This is a genomic window from Yoonia sp. D2-7 (assembly GCF_055809435.1).
Genome location: NZ_CM147912.1, coordinates 1,486,933 through 1,507,195, shown reverse-complemented (window position 1 = coordinate 1,507,195; position 20,263 = coordinate 1,486,933). Strand labels below are relative to the sequence as shown.

The window sequence follows — 20,263 nt, the reverse complement described above, 5'->3', positions numbered from 1 at the left end:
ACATGTGCGGAATTGTTGGCGTACTAAGCAACCACCAAGCGGCCCCTTTGCTGGTCGACAGCCTGAAACGGCTCGAATATCGCGGCTACGACAGCGCGGGTATTGCGACCATCAACGACAATAAGCTGGAGCGCCGTCGTGCGCTTGGCAAACTGGTGAACCTGTCCGACTTGCTGGTGCATGAACCGCTGGCTGGTAAATCCGGCATCGGCCACACGCGTTGGGCAACCCACGGTGTGCCAAGCGTCGGCAACGCCCACCCCCACCGCGCGGGCGGTGTGGCTGTTGTTCATAACGGCATCATCGAGAATTTCCGTGAATTACGCGAGTTCCTTGCAGAAAAGAACATCGCGTATTCGACCGACACGGATACCGAAACCGTAGCGCTGCTGGCCCAATACCACCTCGATGCGGGCCTTGCCCCGCGCGAAGCCGCAGAGAAGACCATCGCGATGTTGGAAGGGGCTTATGCGCTGTGCTTCCTGTTTGACGGTGAAGACGATCTGCTTGTCGCGGCCCGTAAAGGGTCCCCGCTTGCGATCGGGCACGGTGACGGCGAAAATTTTGTTGGCTCTGACGCAATTGCGCTGGCCCCGATGACGAACCAGATCACATACCTTGAAGAAGGTGACTGGGCGATCATCACGCGCAATTCTGTCGAAATCCGCGATGAGGCGGGTCAGCAGACAAGCCGCGAGATGAAGATCATCGAAGTCAGCGCCACCAACGTCGACAAAGGTGGCTACAAACACTTCATGGCCAAAGAAATCGCTGAACAACCGACTGTGTTGCAAGGCGCTTTGTCCCATTACATCAACGCAGATGCCAATGCGATCACCCTGCCCGACAGCGGTATCGATTTTACCAAGATTGAACGCATGACGCTGGTGGCCTGTGGTACGGCCTATTATGCCTGCATGGTCGCGAAATACTGGTTTGAACAGGTCGCCCGTATGCCGGTTGAAATCGACGTCGCATCCGAATTCCGCTATCGCGAACCGCCTGTCACCAAAGGCACCGCTGCGTTGTTCGTGTCCCAGTCCGGCGAAACCGCCGACACCTTGGCCGCGCTGCGTTACATGAAGGGTAAGGCGGACAAGATCATCTCCGTCGTGAACGTCGAGACCAGCTCCATTGCGCGCGAAAGCGATCTGGCGCTGCCGATTTTGGCTGGCGCAGAGATTGGCGTGGCATCAACCAAAGCATTTACCTGTCAGCTTACGACGCTTGCCATCTTGGTCATTGAAGCGGCACGCGCACGTGGCCATTTGACCGACGCGAAAGTTGGGAAAATGCTCGCCGATCTGCGCGGCATTCCGGGTGTGATCAACGCAGCACTTGGCATCGAAGGCAAATGCCAGACCGTGGCACGCCAGCTGGCCGATGCCCGCGACATTCTGTTCTTGGGACGCGGCGCGATGTATCCGCTTGCACACGAAGGCGCGTTAAAACTGAAAGAAATCAGCTACATCCATGCCGAAGCTTACGCGTCAGGCGAACTGAAGCACGGCCCAATCGCGCTTGTTGACGAAAACGTGCCGATCATCGTCATGGCCCCCCGCGACAGCCTGTTCGACAAGACTGTGTCCAACATGCAAGAGGTTATGGCCCGTGGCGGCAAGGTCTTGTTGATCACCGACAAGCAAGGTGAAAAAGAAGCTGGTGAGGGTGTCTGGGACACGATCATCATGCCGGAAATCGACGCTTTCCTTGCGCCGATCCTTTATGCCGTCCCTGCCCAACTGCTGGCCTACCATACGGCCATTGCCAAAGGCACAGACGTTGACCAGCCGCGCAACCTTGCTAAGTCTGTGACCGTCGAATGAACGTTAATGACGCCATCGCCGCTTTGGGCCGCGACGACATCAAAGCCATCGGCATGGCGGCCTACCATAAGGTCGACCGCCCCTACCTTGGTGTGCCAAACCCAGACATCGACGTGCATGTGAAAGCATGGCGCGCCGAGTTGAGCTTTGAAGACCGTCTGCAATTGGCCCGCGATCTATGGGCTACGAATATCCACGAAGGCATGGTCGCGGGGGCAAAACTGCTGTCCCAAGCGCGGATCAAGCCGGACGATTCAGACGTCTGGACCATCATCACATCGTGGGTGCCGACTTTTGATGCATGGGCCGTGGCTGATCACGCCTGTATCGCAGGTCAAAAGCGGTTGGTCGCGGATCCATCGCGGCTTGATGAAGTCGAGGCTTGGACAACTTCGGACGACAAATGGACGAAACGCGCCGCGCTGGTGATGACCTTGCCTTGGGCGAAGCAGAACCATCCAAAACCGGATGAGGAAGCCGCGCGCGTTCGTGTTCTGGGCTGGGCTGCGACCTATGTCGATGACCACGACTGGTTTATTCAGAAATCCGTAGCGTGGTGGTTACGCGATCTGTCGAAACACGATGAACCCCGCACACGCGCGTTTCTGGAAGACTTCGGCGACCGAATGAAACCCTTCGCACGCAAAGAGGCGGCCAGCAAACTGCCAGCCGCCCCTGCGTAACCTAAGAAATTCAATTAGTTGCGGTAAACCTGCACGTCGATCAACCCTGTCAGCGGGACGTCAAGCAGACGCATCGCAGCAAGGCTCATCTGGCTGCCTGCTGTCGCAGGGCCGCCAGACGGACGCAGTTCAAGGTTCACGGATTTGCCAGATGCCGGGTTTTCGACCCGCCCTGGTACCAATTCGCTGACAAGACCGGTTTCCATCCAAATTCCCGGCTGCGCGGGTGGTCCAAGCGAAATGTTGGTGATCCCAAGCGACTGTTCGCCTGCGGGTTCAGCAACCACTGCGACGGCAGCAGCGCGATCTTCGGCAGATGTGGTGTCAAATTCTTCGACCGTGCGCGCCGCAGGTGGTGGCGGTGGTGGTGGGGTCGGGTCAAGTGTCTCAACCGGTTCAGCCGGCACAACAGCAGCCGCATCGACCACAGGGGCGGCATTGGGTGGGGTTAACTGCCACGCAGGGTCGGTACAGGCGGCAAGGCACAAAACGGGTAAGGTATAGATCACTTTCATGTGGGTGAGGTTAATCCGGCGAAAATGGTATCGCAAGGACCAAAGGCCACCTTGCGCAGGCCTTTGCCGCCCCCTACGGTCACACCATGACACAGCCATTAATCGATCCATTCGCCCGCGCCATTTCTTACCTCCGTGTCTCTGTGACCGACCGGTGTGATTTTCGCTGCGTGTATTGCATGTCCGAGAACATGACATTCCTGCCGAAAAAGGATTTGTTGTCGCTCGAAGAGCTTGATCGGTTGTGTTCATCGTTCGTCCGGTTGGGCGTGAAAAAGCTACGTATTACTGGGGGCGAACCGCTGGTGCGCCGCGATATCATGACCTTCTTCCGGTCGATGACACGGCATCTGGATAGCGGTGCATTGGAAGAGCTGACCGTGACGACCAATGGCAGTCAGCTGGAAAAATACGCAGCCGATCTGGCGGCGGCTGGTGTGAAACGGATCAACGTTTCGCTGGATACGCTGGACGAGCAGAAATTCGCGGACATCACTCGCTGGGGCCGCCTGCCCCAAGTCATTCGCGGCATTGATGCGGCCCAAAAGGCTGGGCTGCGGGTTAAGATCAACACCGTGGCGCTTGCAGGCTTTAACGAGGATGAGTTGTTCACCCTCACCGATTGGTGCGCGAGCCGCGACATGGACATCACATTTATCGAGGTTATGCCAATGGGTGACATTGGTAACGAAGACCGGATTACACAATATTGGTCGCTGAAAGACTTGCGTGCGCGGCTTGCAGAACGGACCACGCTGACGGATCTGCCGGAAAGCACCGGTGGCCCAGCCCGTTATGTGCGGCTTGACGATACGCAACAAAAAATCGGCTTTATCACGCCGCTTTCCCACAATTTCTGCGAAAGCTGCAACCGTGTGCGGGTGACATGCACGGGCGAAATCTACACATGTCTGGGGCAAGAAGGCCATTCTGACCTACGGGCACCATTGCGGTCGAGCGAATCCGATGCGCACCTCGAAGACGCAATCCGGCACGCAATTTCGCTAAAACCCAAAGGGCATGATTTTGACTATTCGCGTCAAAAGGCAGACGGTCAGGTCAGCCGCCATATGTCACACACTGGCGGCTAACGAACAAAAGCGGCGTCCGCTCCATTTCTTTTGGCTCTTAAATATCCCCGCCGGAGGCATCCCGCACTCTCGTCAAACGCGCCGCCGGCGTGGGATCACGCCGCTGGCATCCGCTGTTCCACGATCTCTGCCCACCATGAACAGCCCGCGGGGATGGCTTCGTCGCTGAAGTTGTAGGCCGCATTATGCACCGCGGCCGTGTCACCGTTACCGACCAGAATATACGCTCCGGGTCGTTCTTCGAGCATGTAAGCGAAATCTTCGCCGCCCATGATCAACGGGGCCTCATCACAGGCACCGGCCACATCGGTGGCAACTTTGGCCGCAAATTCAGTCTGGGCCGCGTGGTTTACCATCGGCGGGTAGCCTTTGTAGTAGGTGATGTTGGCGGTTGCCCCGTAGGCCTCGCAGGTTGCGTTTACGATCCTATGCAGACGGTCTTCCGCCAAGGCCCGCACTTCAGGCGTCAACGTGCGGATTGTGCCTTTTAGTTGTACGGACTGGGCGATGACGTTGAACGCCTTTGAACTGCTTTCTACTGACGTAACCGACACTACCGCCTGTTCGACAGGATCAGCATTGCGGCTGACGATGGTTTGCAGGGCCATCACAACTTGGGCGGAAACGACAACGGGATCGATCGTTTCCTGCGGTTTCGCGGCGTGACCGCCCTGCCCTTCAATCGTGATGTCGAATTGATCGGTCGCTGCAAAAAACGGCCCCGGACGGATCGCAAAAGACCCAAGCGGACGGCCCGGCCAGTTGTGCATGCCGTAAACCTCTTGGATGCCGAAGCGGTCCATCATGCCGTCTTCACACATCTCGCGACCGCCACCGCCGCCTTCTTCTGCGGGTTGGAAAATCACAACAACAGTGCCGTCGAAATTGCGGGTCTCGGCCAGATATTGCGCCGCACCCAATAGCATCGAGGTGTGGCCATCGTGACCGCAGGCATGCATCGCACCATCGGTTTTGGAGGCATAAGGCAGACCCGTTTCTTCGTGGATCGGCAGCGCATCCATATCGGCACGCAGGCCAATGACCTTGCCCGTCGTATCGGTTTTGCCTTTGATCACACCGACAACGCCAGTGCGGCCAATACCTGTGACCACTTCCTCGCACCCAAAAGCCGCGAGCTTTTCGGCGACGATGCCAGCCGTCCGGTGCGTCTCAAACAGGATTTCCGGATTTTCGTGCAGGTCACGCCGCCATGCGGTGATATCTGGCAGAAGTTCAGCAAAACGGTTCTTGATTGGCATATCGGGTCCACCTCTTGGTTAGCTGCACTCTGCCCAAAGCCTGCGTTGAGGACAAGCGGTCAAACGGCTGTAGTCAGCCCCGATTTTTGCGGAAATTCGGGGTCACTCCATGTGTTTACGGATGCGCTGCACCATCAACCAGACGGCAAGCAGAACCAATGGTGTCGCGATGGCCGCCATCACCGCCTTTGGCACGTCATGTGTCTTTTCCAGCGGCCCCAGCACATAAAGCACCAAGTTCACCGCGTAGTAACTGATCGCGACGACAGACAGTCCTTCGACCGTCTTTTGCAGCCGTAATTGCAGATCAGCACGCTTGTCCATCGACGTGAGCAATTCTTGGTTCTGGGCAGAGCGTTCCACATCGACCCGCGTCCGCAGCAAATCGCTTGCGCGTTGCGCCCTGTTGGACATGGCCTGCAATCGGCCCTGCGTTGAATTCACGGTCCGCATTGCAGGATCAAATCGGCGCATCATGAATTCACCGAAGGTTTGCCGCCCCATAAACCTGTCTTCGCGCAGCACATCGATGCGTTGGTTCACGATCGTCTCGTAGGCGCCTGTTGCGCCAAACCGGAAAGACGTCTGAGCCACGATATTTTCCAGCTCTGCAGAGACCGTCAGCAGGTCCTGTAAGACCTTTTCCGGCTTAGCCTCCGCCCCGCTCATGTCTGCCAAAAGGGCTGTGAGACGCTGATCGATGCCGCCCATCTTGGGACCCATTTCGCGGGTGAGCGCGAGACCAAGCATTGCCATCGCTTTGTACGTTTCGATCTCGCAGAGGCGTTGCACCACTCGCCCTGTCCGGCGGCGGCCGGTTTCTGGGCGCGCGAACACCGCGAACCGCATGTGTCCGCCCACATCAATGCGGAAATCGCCTGCAACGATCAGCCCATCATCCAACACGCGACTAATCGCTAGGCTTTCTGGAACGAACCAATCCCCCACTTTGTCGAGGATACCATCGTCGCCAACTGCCGTTTCGACCCGAATAAGCGCAGACGTGATCCGCACACCCGGTGCCGTATCGAGCCAATCTTGTGGAAAAACAGCGAAGGTTTCAGCGTCAAACGGGCGTTGGGCGTTGCCGTCACCAAAGATCGTGTAGGTCACGAATTCTGTATGGCTTTCCCATTTCAGCATGTGCTTGCCGATTTGACCGGAATAATGGGTCGCATCCGGCTGCGGATGCTGCGCGCCGAACCGATCCAGCAGTGCGATCAGATGCGCCCTGTCCGCTTCGCGGTCCCGCCCCGCTGCATTTGCCGCAGGTTTCAGCGCGAGATACGCAGCACGGCTTGGCGATGCCACCGACGGAAATGGCCGCGCGTGCAGTTCGTTTGCCATTGTGTAGCGCAGCGGGTGATCTTCGAAAGTCGCCATTGGGTAAACCTATCCTTGATCCACGCAATTTAACGCGAATTGACGATAGGTAAAGAAAAAATCGTTCAAAAATAATATGTTAGCTGCGTACAATTGTATACTGCACGCAGCTTGCGCATATTTGGCTTAGATCACAACGACATCCAGCGGCGGAAACCCGTTGAAGCAGACGCTTGAATAGGTCGACGTATAGGCGCCCGTGTTGCGGATCAGGACGCGGTCGCCCGACTTCAACGTCAGCGGCATCGGCATTGGCCGCTTTTCATACAGCACATCAGCACTGTCGCAGCTTGGCCCTGCAAGGATACACGGGCCCATCGGATCCGCGTCGCGTGCGGTTTCGAACTGGTAGCGGATTGCTTCGCCTTCGGTTTCGGCAAGGCCCGAGAACCGACCGATATCGAGGTACACCCAAAGGTGCATGTCGCGTTCGGATTTGCGGGACACAAGCATTACTTCAGCGACGATCACGCCTGCCTCTGCGACCATACCACGGCCCGGTTCGGCCATTATGGTTTGCACATCGCCGAAGCGCGCTGTGACCTGTTCCATTACGCGCGCGGCGTAGGATGTCGGCGCTTCGATCGCTTCGCCATAAAAGGCCGGAAAACCGCCACCGATGTTGAGCAATGTCAGCGCATGACCCGCATCAACAGCCGCGTGCCAGATTGCGGACATCGCATCCAACGACGGTGCCCACATCTCTGCTTTGCGTGTTTGTGATCCGACGTGGAAGGAAAAACCAACTGGGTTCAAGCCAAGGGTTTTAGCCATGTCCAGCAAGCGCAACGCAGTGTCACGGTCGCAACCGAATTTGCGCGACAGCGGCCAGTCCGCTTCCGAGGTTTCGACAATCAAGCGGATGTAGACAGACGCACCGGGCGCATGTTCGGCAATCTTTTCCAGTTCTTCGTCGGCGTCGGCAGCAAATAGGCGGATACCTTCGCTATGCGCCCACGCGATGTCGGACGCGCGTTTGATGGTGTTCCCGAAAGAGATTTCAGACGGTGCCGCCCCTTCTTCCAGACACAGTTTGATTTCAGCTTTGGATGCCGCATCGAAGTGCGATCCAAGATCGACCAAACGCGCGATGACTTCGCGGGCGGGGTTGGCTTTGACAGCATAGTGAATGTCGGCGCGGCCCAAACCCGCTTTCAACGCGCGGTATTGCCCTGCGACGCGGTCCAGATCGACCACCAATGTCGGACGATCAAACGTCCGGCGGGCGACAAATGCATCCAGTTTTGAAAGGGAATCGACAGCAGAAGACGCCACAGCGGGCGCAAAGTGATAAGTCATGGGTCATCTCCAGTAGACCCGGCCATAACGGATTTATCCGCCGAAGACCGCTCAGTTCCAAGGGAGACGTTACCGTCGCTACGTAAACACGAGTGCGTTGACTATCACCGGCCAGAGGCGCGTGCGTTGGCGTCTATGGGCGTGCATTTGCGACCAAAAGAGATTCGACGCAAGAGGGAAAATGCAGGTGGCTGCAAAATTTTTGCGAGAGCCATAGGGATGGAAACAGGCGGCCCATATCGGGCCACCTGCTGGTCTTGATTGATCTATGCGGCTGGGCCATCCAGCATCCGCAGTCGCGACATGAATTCACCCCGATCCACGTAGCAGCCGTGCAGATGACGGAACCCAGTTGATGGATCAAACGCGTCGCGCCCGTGCAGGACGCGCCGATTATCGAACACCACCATCTCGCCGCCTTGCAGCTTCAATGTCAGGCGATATTTGGGGTCGCGGGTCTTGGCCATGTAGGCCCGATACGCGCGGTAGTAGGCCGGCATTTGATCCGCTGGCATGTCGAAAATGCCAGCAAGATGTGCGTTGTAGCGGATTTCGATTACGTTGCCGCGGGCACCGAGCGTGATGACCGGACGATGAACGCGGATGTCTGCGTCGCCATCGTGAAAGCGGAACGGAATTGCGACGTTGCACAACAAATCGAATGCCTCTGGGTCTTCATCGCGCAGGTCTTCGGCCATCATAAAGCCGTCTGCGAAGATCGACCCGCCGCCCGTTGCTTCATTCGCGAGACAATGCAGGAATTGATAACCCGGTGGCACCTCTTGGTTCGGCAAATCCGTATGCAGCGGCAATGCGACGGACGTATAGGCAAGGTTGTTTGGATCGGGTTTATTGTTGACCTCGAACGTGGTGCCAAAGTTGGTTTTACGTAGAAAACCAACCCGTTCGGCGACCGACACGCCCGCATCTGTGCTATCGGCCAATTGATCCACGATCGTCAGACCAAAGCTTGCCAGATCAGACATCCAAGCCTGAAGGGCCGTATCATCTGCCAAGATTGGCGCAGTTGCATGGCGCGGAATATTGTTCGCGCCATGATCGGCACGCCAATGTGTCGCCGCAATATCTGCAGCATCATGCGCACGGGTTCCGGGCCGGTGTTGGTCCAACAGTGTCGCTGGCATCTGGCTGATGTGGCCGTCTGCGTAGGTCAGGACCGCCGTGTCATCTGTCAGGTCAGCTGCTGTCAGGACTGGGGATTCTTCGATTTCCAGCAGATCGAGCAGACGTTCGTGTGTTTCCGGGTGCAATCCGGACGGGCAATTGTCGCGCAGCCAAGGTGTCGGGAACGTCATGGTCGTGTCGTCCAGCCATGTCACGACAAGCGCGTCAGGACGGACCGCAAGGGTTTTGAGGTTCATTTTCATACCATTCATGTGATTTTATTGGGATTTAATCGTCAAAATCACAGGCTGGGTGGTGGCCACCATTCTTGGGTCTTGCCGTAGGGCGATCCCGCAGCGCGGGCGCCAAGCAAGGCGTATGGTGTGGCGTTTCTCATGCCGCAGTCATAGGGACGCTGGCCTGTTTCGACAAGCGATCATCACTCGATCGCCGCCCGCTTGAACAAAAGCGGAAGCCCCCCTAAGAACGTGGCATGGCCCGTACCATTCTGCTGAACAAACCCTTCGATGTCCTGTCGCAATTCACCGATGCAAAGTCCCCGACAAAGCGGCGGACGCTGTCGGATTTTGTCGATGTGCCAAAGGTTTATCCTGCAGGACGGCTTGATCGCGATAGCGAAGGTCTGTTGGTCCTGACGGATGACGGCAAACTGCAAGCGCAGATCGCCAATCCGAAACACAAATTGCCCAAGACGTATTACGTACAGGTCGAAGGGGCCCCGACGGACGCCGATCTACAGGCGTTAAGGGATGGTGTAACGCTGAAGGACGGCCTGACGCGTCCCGCAAAGGTTTCGTTGATGGAACCACCTGTATTGTGGGACCGCGACCCGCCCGTCCGTTTTCGTAAATCGGTGCCGGATACGTGGGTCAAGATCAGCATCACCGAAGGCCGCAACCGTCAGGTTCGCCGTATGACCGCACACATCGGTTTCCCGACACTGCGATTGGTGCGCTGGTCTGTCGGGATCTGGAGCCTTGATGGCATCGCTCCCGGCACATGGCAGGACGCGGCCGACGTCCCGACCACGCCGCCACTAAGACGCGGTCGTTAGCTCTAGTTTTCTGCAATAAGGTTCAGGCGACCAACAAGCCGCTCTCCACCGCTTTCCACATTGCCGTTGATATCGACTGCGGACAGTGCCCGAATGGTGCTTTGCCCCGCTTCAGGTTCGGGGCGTGTGCCCAGAAAGCGGCCCAACATGTCGCCGGACATCGCATACGTCTTGCCGTCCACAGTGACATCACCGGAATAATCAACGGCAAACTGGTTCGGGGCAAGATTGCCAACGACACCGTTTTCCAGCTGCAACTCGCCAGACACATCAAGAATGCCTTCACCGATCTTACTCGATTGGAACTGATCCATCGTGCCGGTGATATTGTCTTCACCCGGACCAAAATCGACGGTGACGTCGGACCGCCCGACAAGGGCGAAACCTGCGTCAGGGTTGTCAGCGGATACCGCAGCCACAACCGCAGTTCCTAAAAACGTCGCACTGCCGCTGGTTGGGACATCATCCCAGACAGTGCCTCTTAGACCCTCTCGACCAAGTACCGGATCACCAAGAACGCGGGTTCTGATCCGATTGGCATCGATTGCCAAATCCGCAAATTGACGTGCGTCTTCGAGTTCTTCCAGCTTACCACAATTCGCGGTTAACATCACAAGGCCAATCAGGCTGGCGGATACATATTTTGAAGTCATCGGCGGGGGAGCCTCCGGTTGGTTTGTTAGGTTACATCGCCGGATAGGACCCTGTACGACTGGGTACCTCTTCACATGAGGGCGGCCTAAAAAACAACTGGAGGTATCTTATGACCCTCCCCGCTAACCTTTAGCATAGCGGGAAGGTTCGAATGGTTAACGGGACCTTATGGGGTCACGAAATCGTTGTCTGCTGCAACAGTGATGTCCGCCGTCAGACCGGACACGCTACCCGCGACGCTGGCATCTGTCGCCGACAGATCGACCGCGCGTACAACGGACCGTGCGCCTTCGTTTGTGCGTGTGCCCCGCAGCGTGCCCTGCAATTCACCTGCAAGGCCATACGTTTCGCCAAATGCAGACAAGCTACCGGCATAATCGGCAAACACGCTATTCGCACGAGACGTGTTTGTTTCGCCTTCAACGTTTGCGCGTTTCCCGATTTCGCCGCCGCTGAGCAGCAATTCTCCGTCGACAAAAGTCGCGTTACCATCGGCGTCCATTGCGCGCATGTTGCGCAGGTTACCGGTCACTACGTCCGCGTCTTCTGCAGCGCCGAAATCAACGTTCACATTTGCGATGCCGACGGCGTCCAGAACCATGTTGTCGCCGTCGCTGATCATGACAGTGCTGACGCCGCGATAAACTGCCGTGCCTTCGGTTGGAATACGTTCAAAGGCTGTACCAGAAATACCGGGATTATCCGCCGTGCCGTCGCCGATGACTTTCAAAATTTGAGCGTCTGCGGCAGACATCCGCGTGCTCACCTCATTTGAAGACAAAACACCGCCACCTGAAGACGAACCGCCGGAACTACACGCGGATAAAAACAGAGCGGCGGCAGACACGCTCATGGCGACTTTTGAAAATTTGATGACAGACACAGAACAAACCCTTCCTCGGGATAACATTGTTTCCAAAACGCGCACAGAAACGCGGTTAAGTAGCTATAATTACAGCATAAATTTGAGGTATTTTCCGGTTTCAGTCAAGTTTTTACTTAATGGTAGGTTAACGTGTGACAGAAGAGTTGCACCCCGCCATTTCCGGCGAGGTGCATATTTCCATGTTCTAAATCAGGCTCAGGGCGTACTAACGCCGTTTGGCGATCTGCCCCAGCCGCGCACCATAGTCCCGCGCCGAGAGCAGATCTCCCGCGCTTGGGCCTTGCTCTGGGCTGGCATCCGCTGGTGAGACGGCAATGGCGCCGCCGCTCCCTCCCGCCCAGTTGCGATCATCGCGTGTTGAGGCCATCAAATTGGCAGGCGGCTGCCCTAGTGGCACCCAAAGCATCCCGTGTTGCCCCGCAAACGTGCGAAAGTAGTTGATCGTTTCGCCCTTGTCCCCAACCGGACTTGCCGAGTTGGTGAAACCACCTGCGTATTTGTCCAGCCATGCGCCTGTCATCCACCGCTTGGAGCTTTCGTCTGCAAAACGCTTAAACTGCCATGCTGGTGCCCCCATGTACGTCGGAGACCCGAAGACGAGAACGTCCGCAGCGTCTGCAGCTTCCCAGAATGGGTCTGACATCACGCCGTCGTCCGGAATAGACCAAAGACGGGCATCGCCTTCGGTGGCTGCGCCCTGTTGAACGGATTCTGCTTGCTTAAGTGTGTGGCCGTAGCCTGAAAAACTAATGATCTCGATCCGTGCCATGCTGGGCTCCTTGATTGCTATTGCATCAAACAACTGGCAGCATTACTTACGTTTTGTAAGTCGTTACCTTTTAGTTACCAGTTACCAAAAGGAAAGTAATATGATCGCGCCAAATGCTTGCCCAATGGATCCGTTGCTTCAGCGGATTACCGGGCGCTGGACCACCTATATCCTTTGGCTTCTAGCCAATGAGGGACCGCTTCGTTTCGGAGCACTTATGGCCCTGATGCCCAAAATTTCTGCAAAGGTCCTGACAGACAGACTTCGGACGCTTGAGATGAACGGCATCGTCTTGCGCACACAAAAGCCGACGATCCCACCGGAAGTCAGCTACGAGTTGACACAGCATGGTCATGATCTTGAAGCAGCATTGAAATCTATCCATGCCGTCGCCCTAAAGTGGCAAGACATTGGATGGGAAGCAGATAAAGGGTTCCCCGATATGGGCGTCGCCCCCAAAGGAAAAAGCCCCACCGATTGACCGGCAGGGCTTTATAAATCTGTATCCAACTGAGGATCAGTCGATCTTTGGAAGCAACAGATCTAGCGATGCTTTTGCATCTCCGTAGAACATGCGTGTGTTCTCTTTGAAGAACAGTGGATTTTCGATACCGGAGTACCCTGTCCCCTGCCCGCGCTTGGATACAAACACCTGTTTCGCTTTCCAGCATTCCAGAACCGGCATACCCGCGATTGGGCTGTTCGGGTCGTCTTGGGCTGCTGGGTTCACGATGTCATTGGACCCGATCACGATGGCGACGTCCGTATCCGGGAAGTCGTCGTTGATTTCGTCCATTTCCATGACGATGTCATATGGCACTTTGGCTTCCGCCAGCAGTACGTTCATGTGACCTGGCAAACGACCCGCAACTGGGTGGATCGCGAAACGCACGTTTTTGCCTTTCGCACGCAGTTTTCGCACCAGTTCAGCAACGCCTGTTTGCGCTTGTGCTACCGCCATGCCGTAGCCCGGAATGATCACAACGCTGTCCGCTTCGTTCAATGCTGTGGCAACGCCGTCTGCATCAATCGCAACCTGTTCGCCTTCAACGGCCATCTGTTCGCCAGCTGGACCACCGAAGCCACCCAAGATCACGGACACAAAGCTGCGGTTCATCGCCTTACACATGATGTAAGACAGGATTGCACCGGAAGACCCCACAAGTGCGCCGACAACGATCAATAGGTCGTTCCCGAGAGAGAAACCAATCGCCGCAGCCGCCCAACCTGAGTAGCTGTTCAGCATCGACACAACGACAGGCATATCCGCGCCACCGATACCCATGATCAGGTGGTAGCCGATAAACAAGGCTGCCAGCGTCATTAGGAACAGTGGGAAGAACCCGCCGGTGTTGAAATACCAGATCAAGGTGATGACTGACAAAGCAGCAGCACCGATGTTCAGCATGTGACCACCCGGCAGCTTTGTCGCCGCTGAGTCCACTTTGCCCGCCAGTTTGCCGTAAGCAATGACAGACCCTGTGAAGGTCACAGCACCGATGAAGATGCCCAAGAACAGTTCAACCCGCAGGATGTTGATCTCGACCGGTGTTTTCTTAGCCAAGAGCGCCGCGAATGTGCCAAGGTCTTTGGCTTCATCGCCGGACATGCCCATCACGCGGTTCAGTTCAAAGTGCGCGATAAAGCCCACAAACACGGCCGCGAGACCGACAAGGCTGTGCATCGCAGCAACAAGTTCGGGCATCTGCGTCATCTGCACCTTGGTCGCCAGTTGGTAGCCAATTGCACCACCCCCCGCGATCAAGATCAGGGACAACAGCCAGAAACCGGAACCCGGCCCAACAAGCGTGGCGAAGACCGCCAATGCCATACCAGCAATCCCGTACCACACGGCACGTTTTGCGCTTTCCTGCCCAGACAGACCGCCAAGGGAGAGAATGAAAAGAACGGCTGCGACCACGTAAGCCGCTGTAGTAAATCCGAAATCCATAATTCTAACCCCTTAAGACTTTTGGAACATGGCGAGCATACGCCGTGTCACAAGGAAGCCGCCGAAAATGTTGATGCCGGTCATGAACACGGCCAAGGCGGCCAAGATAACGACCAATGCAGACCCCGATCCGATCTGGGTCAACGCCCCCAGAATGATGATGGACGAGATCGCGTTCGTGACAGCCATCAGTGGTGTGTGCAGCGAATGTGCGACGCCCCAGATGACTTGGAAGCCGATGAACACGGACAGAACAAACACGATGAAGTGCTGCATGAAGCTGGCCGGTGCCACCAGACCAATTGCCAAGAGCAACGCGGCGCCAACGGCGATCAGCGTGACTTGGTTCTTGGTTTGCGCCTTAAACGCGGCGACTTCTTCGGCGCGTTTTTCCTCAGGCGTCAGTTCCTTTGGCGCTTCCTTCTTTGGTTGGGCCGCAATGGCCGCAACTTTCGGAGGCGGTGGCGGGAACGTAATCTCGCCTTGGTGCGTCGCAGTTGCCCCACGGATCACGTCGTCTTCCATGTTGTGATTTGGCACACCGTCTTTTTCGGGTGTCAGATCGGTCATCATGTGACGGATGTTTGTGGCGTAAAGCGTGGACGATTGCGCCGCCATCCGTGACGGGAAGTCGGTGTAGCCGATGATGGTCACGCCATTGTCTGTGACGATCTTCTTGTCCATCACAGTCAGTTTGCAGTTCCCACCGCGTTCCGCAGCAAGGTCAACAATCACAGACCCCGGCTTCATGCTGTCGACCATGTCTTTGGTCCACAGTTCCGGCGCGTCACGGCCAGGAATCAACGCCGTGGTGATGACGATGTCGATGTCCGGTGCGATTTCGCGGAATTTGGCAAGCTGTGCTGCCGCAAATTCAGGGGACGACACAGCGGCGTAACCACCTGTTGCAGCACCGTCTGTCTGTTCTTCTTCGAAATCAAGGAAGACGAATTCAGCGCCCATGGATTCAACTTGTTCGGCCACTTCTGGCCGCACATCGAATGCATATGTGATCGCGCCAAGCGATGTCGCTGTTCCGATGGCCGCAAGACCCGCAACACCAGCACCAACAACCAGAACCTTCGCAGGTGGCACCTTACCAGCGGCAGTGACCTGACCCGTAAAGAAGCGGCCAAAGTTGTTACCCGCTTCGATCACTGCGCGGTAGCCCGCGATATTCGCCATGGACGACAGGGCATCCATTTTCTGAGCACGCGAAATACGTGGGACCATGTCCATCGCGATGACGGTTGATCCCTTCTTGTTCGCGGCTTCCATCAGCTCTGCGTTTTGCGCAGGGTAGAAGAAAGAGATCAGCGTCTGGTCTTTGCGCATCCGCTTGGTTTCGTCTTTCGACGGCGGGCGGACCTTTGCGACGATGTCGGCGGCTTTCCACAAAGCAGCAGGCGTTTTCATGATCGTGACGCCAGCTTCTTCATAAGCAGCATCCGAGAAACCAGCAGAATGGCCAGCCCCGGTTTCGATCAAACATTCATATCCAAGTTTCTGCAAATCCTTGGCCGAGGCCGGCGTCATTGCGACCCGATCTTCACCCGGAAAGACTTCGTTTGGCGCACCGATTTTCACAGGCGTTCCCCCCACTTCTGGTTATTGCTGCAACTGCAGTATCGAACGAAATAAAATTGCGCAAGGACAGGCACAAACATTTGAATTGTATGTTAGCGCTCACAGCCAACGACGTGTTGATCGACAATAGGTTGCGAATTCTTCACCAAACGCCTCATTTAGACGGCTTTCTTCGTCCATTATGAAGCGTGTTGTGATCAAAAACATGAAGGCCGGGACCAGCAGTATAAATAAAATACTAGTATCCCAGATCAGCACAAATCCCGCAAGAACAAGCGCATCGCCCAGATAAATCGGGTTGCGACTGACCCCGAATATACCCGTTTTGACCAAGGCTGACGGCTGCAGGTGCGGGATCACTGTTGTACGGTGGCGCGCCATTTGCATCACCGCCAAAATCATCAAGCACAGGCCGAGGGCGACCAATGCCCAGCCGACAAAACCGCGCCACGGAACGTTGCGTTCTGCTGCAAATCCGAACTGCGGTGCCCACCAAACAAGCACCAGAAAAAGGCCCAGCCAGACCGGAGGCAAATCAATCCATTTCATCGTCTTAGCCTGATCCAAATATACGGCCTTGTCACCCCCGCGGTCCGCAGTAAGGTCGCCGCATGGAACATACTGGAAAACACGCACTTGTGACCGGCGGCGGGACTGGCATTGGCCACGACATTGCCGTCGCCTTGGCAAACGCAGGGGCCGAGGTAACGATTACTGGACGGCGCTTGGATGTATTGAACGACGTTGCTGCGACGCATGACCGCCTGCACGCGTTGCAGATGGATGTCACTGACGAAGCATCTGTGCGCGACGGGATCGCCTCTATTAGCGCCCTGCGCGGACCGATCCAGATTTGCGTCGCGAATGCGGGCATCGCGGAAGGCAAGGCCTTTACCAAGACGACCCTCGCCGACTGGCGCAAGACAATGACCACAAACCTCGACGGGGTATTCCTGACGTTGCAGGCGGCGCTAGCCACGCTGCCCGCCGATACCCCTGCCCGCATGATCGCCGTCAGCTCAATCGCGGGTGTGCGGGGCTTGAAAGGCGCGATCCCCTACACAGCCACCAAACATGGCGTGATCGGGTTGATACGTGGGCTTAGCGAAGAATATATGAAAACACCCGTCACCTTTAACGCACTCTGCCCCGGATATGTGGAAACCGACATCGTGCGCAGCCAACTGCCCGGCCTGATGCGGCGTTTCAATGTCGATGAAGACGGGGCGCGGGCGCTGATCGCCAAATCGAACCGGCATGGCAAACTGCTGAATGTCGATGAGATCACCGCGGCCGCAATGTGGTTGTGTTCTGACGGCGCACGCAGTGTAAATGGCCAAACAATAGAGATCGCAGGCGGTCAGGTCTGAAGCCCCAAACCAGAGCAAACACATGAACATCTTTGAAAAATACCTGTCCGTCTGGATCGCATTAGCGATGGGGGCTGGCATTTTGCTGGGCAATTTGGCCCCTGCCCTGATCAACGCCATCGCAGCAGCAGAGGTCGCAAGCGTGAACCTTGTGGTAGCCGTCCTGATCTGGGCCATGGTTTACCCGATGATGGTGGGCGTCGATCCACGGTCACTAAAGGACGTGGCAAAGCAACCGCGCGGATTGCTGATCACGTTGGTGGTCAATTGGCTGATCAAGCCGTTCACGATGGCTGCTTTGGCGGTACTGTTCTTCGAAGTGGTGTTTGCCCCATGGATCGCCCCCGAGGACGCATCGCAATATATCGCGGGCCTGATCCTGCTGGGGGCCGCACCCTGTACGGCGATGGTTTTCGTGTGGTCGCAACTGACGCGTGGCGATGAAACCTACACGCTGCTGCAAGTGTCAGTGAACGATCTGATCATGGTCATCGCCTTCGCGCCTATCGTGGCGTTCTTGCTGGGTGTGACGGATATCACGGTGCCGTGGTCCACGCTGGTGTTGTCCGTGATCCTGTTCATTGCCTTGCCGTTGGTGGCGGGCCTGATCACACGCGCAAAGCTCGGGTCTGAGGCCGCAATCGACGCGTTCCAAGCGGGGGTGAAGCCCTATTCCGTTGTGGGCCTAATCGTAACAGTGATGATCCTGTTCGGTTTGCAAGGCCAGACCATCGTCGCCAAGCCATTCGTGATCGTATTAATCGCGGCGCCGATCATCCTGCAAAGCTATGGCATCTTCGCGATTGCCTATGCGACGGCATTTGCGATGAAAGTCCCACACCGGATCGCGGCACCTTGCGCATTGATCGGAACGTCAAACTTTTTCGAACTGGCAGTGGCCGTGGCGATCAGTCTGTTCGGGCTCAATTCAGGGGCGGCACTGGCAACGGTTGTAGGTGTACTGGTCGAAGTCCCCGTGATGCTAACGCTCGTGGCGTTCGCAAACCGGACAAGAGCGCGGTTTCCTGACAGCTAACCGCTGTTTTGGACACGGTTTGATCCAGCGCAAAGCACGATCTGCGCGTTCGACTACCCTTTTAGCAAAAGGGGGACCAAGCCATGGCCGCAACGACTAAAGCTGAACTGTTGGACATTACACAGAAAGAGTTTCGCAAGCTCGGCAAGATCATCGGCAGCGTTGATCCTGCGGCGGCAACCCGAAAAGATGAGGATGATACGTCAATCAAAGACGTCATTGCCCACCGTGCCCATTGGATTGATCTTTTTGTCGGTTGGCATGCGGATGGTCAGGCCGGCAAAAAAGTCCATTTTCCCGCGAAGGGGTATAAGTGGAATGACCTGAAACGATACAACGCGGATTTGCGGGCCGCGCAGGCCGATTTGGATTGGGACGATGCGGTGATGTTCTTACAAGCCCGCTACGAAAAACTGATAGATTTCATTGAAACGCATTCTGACGAACAGCTTTATGCAGAACCGATGAAAGGCGCCAATAACGCATGGCCAACAGGACGTTGGGCCGAAGCGGCCGGCCCAAGTCATTTCAGGTCAGCCGCGAAATACCTAAGGGCGCGGCTGAAGGCGTTGGCTTAAAAAGTCCTACGGCTCGTGAAGCGCTTCACGTGACCGGTACAGCGGTTTGGTCAGGTACTGCAGCACCGACTTTTCGCCTGTGTGCAGTTCCACCGCAGCCTGCAAACCAGGACGCATCGCGATCTGGCTTTGACGTTGGTCAAGGTTGTCGCGGTCCACGCGCAGTGTCACCTTGTAGTGGGGGTCTGCGTCTGGCTGGCGGTCGTCCTTGAACGTGTCGGCGCTGACAAATTGTACCTCGCCCGACATGGAACCGTAGATCGTGTAGTCATAGGCCGAGAATTTGATCGTGGCGCGCTGCCCCGCCACGACATTGGCCACGTCTTGCGGTTTTACGCGGGCTTCGACAAACAGCTCATCACCCAGCGGCGTGATCTGCGCAATTTCCTCGCCCGGACGGACGACGCCGCCGATTGTTGTGATCGACAGATTGTTCACGACGCCGCGCATTGGGGATGTGATCACAGTTCGGGACAATTGGTCGTTGGCTTGGCGCAGGCTTTGGCCCAGTTGCGCAAGTTCTTGCAATGTCTCGGAATAACCCGCTGCGCGTTCCAATTCGGCACCTGTGACGATTTCGTTGAACTTGATTTCAGCGTCGGCATGGGCTTTGCGCGCCTTGGTTGCTTCGATCAACGCTACGATTTCACGGGCCAGCATATCTTCCATAAGGTCAAGTTCACGCTTGGTTTCCAGCATCACACGACGTGCGCCTTCGACCTTGGATGCGTAATCTGTCTGGCGGGCAGCCAAAAGGGCACGTTCGGATGCCACGATTTCAGGGCTGCGTTCTGCGATCTCGGTCGGGACCGTAAATTCATAAGCACCTGCAATTTCAGCTTCGAGCCGCAAACGCCGCACTTCCAAGGCCAAAATCTGGTCTTCCAGATCAGCAACCGACGTCAGAAAGTTTGTGCCGCGCAGTTTCGCGATAACATCACCTTGTTCGACAATCTGACCTTCACCGACCAGCAGTTCTGCCAGAATACCACCTTCAAGGTTTTGGATAATCTGGGGACGAGACGCTGATACGACTTCGCCTTCGGCCCTTACGATTTCATCAAGAAAGGCGAATTTCGCCCATGCGAGGAAAACAAGAACCGTTGCACCAACCAACCAAATGGTCATGCTGGAACCTTGCATCTTACCCGAAAATTCTGCGTCGACTGTGGCCAT

General features: G+C 56.4%; 20 protein-coding genes. 8 read left to right on the top strand and 12 right to left on the bottom strand.

Features of this window, described 5'->3' with window-relative positions; genetic code table 11:
* Positions 1–2 precede the first annotated feature (2 nt).
* A complete protein-coding gene (gene glmS / locus AC0L7R_RS07185) occupies positions 3–1,826 on the top strand; it encodes a glutamine--fructose-6-phosphate transaminase (isomerizing) (protein WP_473659909.1) in 1,824 nt (607 codons plus the stop codon).
* Positions 1,823–2,509: a DNA alkylation repair protein gene (locus AC0L7R_RS07180; RefSeq protein ID WP_473659907.1), complete on the top strand. Its 687-nt coding sequence runs from the start codon at positions 1,823–1,825 to the stop codon at positions 2,507–2,509. Before glmS ends, AC0L7R_RS07180 begins: the two co-directional genes overlap by 4 nt.
* Before the next feature lie 14 nt (positions 2,510–2,523).
* On the opposite strand, the gene AC0L7R_RS07175 is transcribed toward AC0L7R_RS07180, so the two are convergent.
* Complete coding sequence (locus AC0L7R_RS07175) at positions 2,524–3,060, bottom strand: D-galactarate dehydratase (protein WP_473659905.1); 537 nt, start codon at positions 3,058–3,060, stop codon at positions 2,524–2,526.
* 50 nt (positions 3,061–3,110) lie between these two features.
* Here AC0L7R_RS07175 and moaA point away from each other — a divergent pair, with 50 nt between their 5' ends.
* A complete protein-coding gene (moaA, locus tag AC0L7R_RS07170) occupies positions 3,111–4,115 on the top strand; it encodes a GTP 3',8-cyclase MoaA (RefSeq protein WP_473659903.1) in 1,005 nt (334 codons plus the stop codon).
* A gap of 95 nt (positions 4,116–4,210) precedes the next feature.
* Here moaA and AC0L7R_RS07165 read toward each other — a convergent pair whose 3' ends face one another.
* The 4 genes from AC0L7R_RS07165 to AC0L7R_RS07150 all read right to left on the bottom strand — a co-directional run bounded on the left by AC0L7R_RS07165 (position 4,211) and on the right by AC0L7R_RS07150 (position 9,438).
* Complete coding sequence (locus AC0L7R_RS07165; protein ID WP_473659902.1) at positions 4,211–5,374, bottom strand: amidohydrolase; 1,164 nt, start codon at positions 5,372–5,374, stop codon at positions 4,211–4,213.
* 102 nt (positions 5,375–5,476) lie between these two features.
* Complete coding sequence (locus tag AC0L7R_RS07160; protein WP_473659900.1) at positions 5,477–6,757, bottom strand: DUF3422 family protein; 1,281 nt, start codon at positions 6,755–6,757, stop codon at positions 5,477–5,479.
* 126 nt (positions 6,758–6,883) lie between these two features.
* The gene (locus AC0L7R_RS07155) at positions 6,884–8,056 is read right to left on the bottom strand and encodes a type III PLP-dependent enzyme (RefSeq protein ID WP_473659898.1); all 1,173 of its coding nucleotides are present in this window, start codon (positions 8,054–8,056) and stop codon (positions 6,884–6,886) included.
* Positions 8,057–8,322: 266 nt separating this feature from the next.
* A complete protein-coding gene (locus AC0L7R_RS07150; protein WP_473659896.1) occupies positions 8,323–9,438 on the bottom strand; it encodes a TauD/TfdA family dioxygenase in 1,116 nt (371 codons plus the stop codon).
* 236 nt (positions 9,439–9,674) lie between these two features.
* Here AC0L7R_RS07150 and AC0L7R_RS07145 point away from each other — a divergent pair, with 236 nt between their 5' ends.
* The gene (locus AC0L7R_RS07145; RefSeq protein WP_473659894.1) at positions 9,675–10,256 is read left to right on the top strand and encodes a pseudouridine synthase; all 582 of its coding nucleotides are present in this window, start codon (positions 9,675–9,677) and stop codon (positions 10,254–10,256) included.
* 2 nt (positions 10,257–10,258) lie between these two features.
* On the opposite strand, the gene AC0L7R_RS07140 is transcribed toward AC0L7R_RS07145, so the two are convergent.
* The 3 genes from AC0L7R_RS07140 to AC0L7R_RS07130 form a co-directional block, all read right to left on the bottom strand.
* Positions 10,259–10,909 (bottom strand): hypothetical protein, encoded by a 651-nt coding sequence (locus AC0L7R_RS07140; protein WP_473659893.1) that lies wholly within the window; start codon positions 10,907–10,909, stop codon positions 10,259–10,261.
* Positions 10,910–11,076: 167 nt separating this feature from the next.
* Positions 11,077–11,793: a hypothetical protein gene (locus AC0L7R_RS07135; protein WP_473659891.1), complete on the bottom strand. Its 717-nt coding sequence runs from the start codon at positions 11,791–11,793 to the stop codon at positions 11,077–11,079.
* A gap of 208 nt (positions 11,794–12,001) precedes the next feature.
* A complete protein-coding gene (locus AC0L7R_RS07130; protein WP_473659889.1) occupies positions 12,002–12,565 on the bottom strand; it encodes an NAD(P)H-dependent oxidoreductase in 564 nt (187 codons plus the stop codon).
* On the opposite strand from AC0L7R_RS07130, the gene AC0L7R_RS07125 reads away from it, so the two are divergent.
* Positions 12,546–13,046 carry a winged helix-turn-helix transcriptional regulator gene (locus AC0L7R_RS07125; protein ID WP_473659888.1) on the top strand — a complete coding sequence of 167 codons (501 nt, stop codon included), beginning with the start codon at positions 12,546–12,548 and terminating at the stop codon, positions 13,044–13,046. The two genes, AC0L7R_RS07130 and AC0L7R_RS07125, sit on opposite strands and share 20 nt — an antisense overlap.
* A gap of 36 nt (positions 13,047–13,082) precedes the next feature.
* Here the strand turns inward: AC0L7R_RS07125 and AC0L7R_RS07120 are convergent, their stop codons facing one another.
* The 3 genes from AC0L7R_RS07120 to AC0L7R_RS07110 form a co-directional block, all read right to left on the bottom strand.
* Positions 13,083–14,516 (bottom strand): NAD(P)(+) transhydrogenase (Re/Si-specific) subunit beta, encoded by a 1,434-nt coding sequence (locus AC0L7R_RS07120; protein ID WP_473659886.1) that lies wholly within the window; start codon positions 14,514–14,516, stop codon positions 13,083–13,085.
* Positions 14,517–14,528: 12 nt separating this feature from the next.
* Positions 14,529–16,103 carry a Re/Si-specific NAD(P)(+) transhydrogenase subunit alpha gene (locus tag AC0L7R_RS07115; protein ID WP_348107685.1) on the bottom strand — a complete coding sequence of 525 codons (1,575 nt, stop codon included), beginning with the start codon at positions 16,101–16,103 and terminating at the stop codon, positions 14,529–14,531.
* A 99-nt stretch (positions 16,104–16,202) separates the two neighbouring features.
* Complete coding sequence (locus tag AC0L7R_RS07110; protein WP_473659884.1) at positions 16,203–16,652, bottom strand: methyltransferase; 450 nt, start codon at positions 16,650–16,652, stop codon at positions 16,203–16,205.
* Between the two features lie 62 nt (positions 16,653–16,714).
* On the opposite strand from AC0L7R_RS07110, the gene AC0L7R_RS07105 reads away from it, so the two are divergent.
* The 3 genes from AC0L7R_RS07105 to AC0L7R_RS07095 all read left to right on the top strand — a co-directional run bounded on the left by AC0L7R_RS07105 (position 16,715) and on the right by AC0L7R_RS07095 (position 19,087).
* Entirely contained in the window at positions 16,715–17,473 is a 759-nt protein-coding gene (locus AC0L7R_RS07105) for an SDR family NAD(P)-dependent oxidoreductase (RefSeq protein WP_473659882.1), read from the top strand.
* A 22-nt stretch (positions 17,474–17,495) separates the two neighbouring features.
* Positions 17,496–18,509, top strand: a complete 1,014-nt coding sequence (arsB, locus tag AC0L7R_RS07100) for an ACR3 family arsenite efflux transporter (RefSeq protein ID WP_473659880.1) — start codon at positions 17,496–17,498, stop codon at positions 18,507–18,509.
* Between the two features lie 83 nt (positions 18,510–18,592).
* Positions 18,593–19,087, top strand: coding sequence for a ClbS/DfsB family four-helix bundle protein (locus tag AC0L7R_RS07095; protein ID WP_473659878.1), 495 nt, complete (start codon positions 18,593–18,595; stop codon positions 19,085–19,087).
* 6 nt (positions 19,088–19,093) lie between these two features.
* On the opposite strand, the gene AC0L7R_RS07090 is transcribed toward AC0L7R_RS07095, so the two are convergent.
* Complete coding sequence (locus tag AC0L7R_RS07090; protein ID WP_348107690.1) at positions 19,094–20,263, bottom strand: beta-barrel domain-containing protein; 1,170 nt, start codon at positions 20,261–20,263, stop codon at positions 19,094–19,096.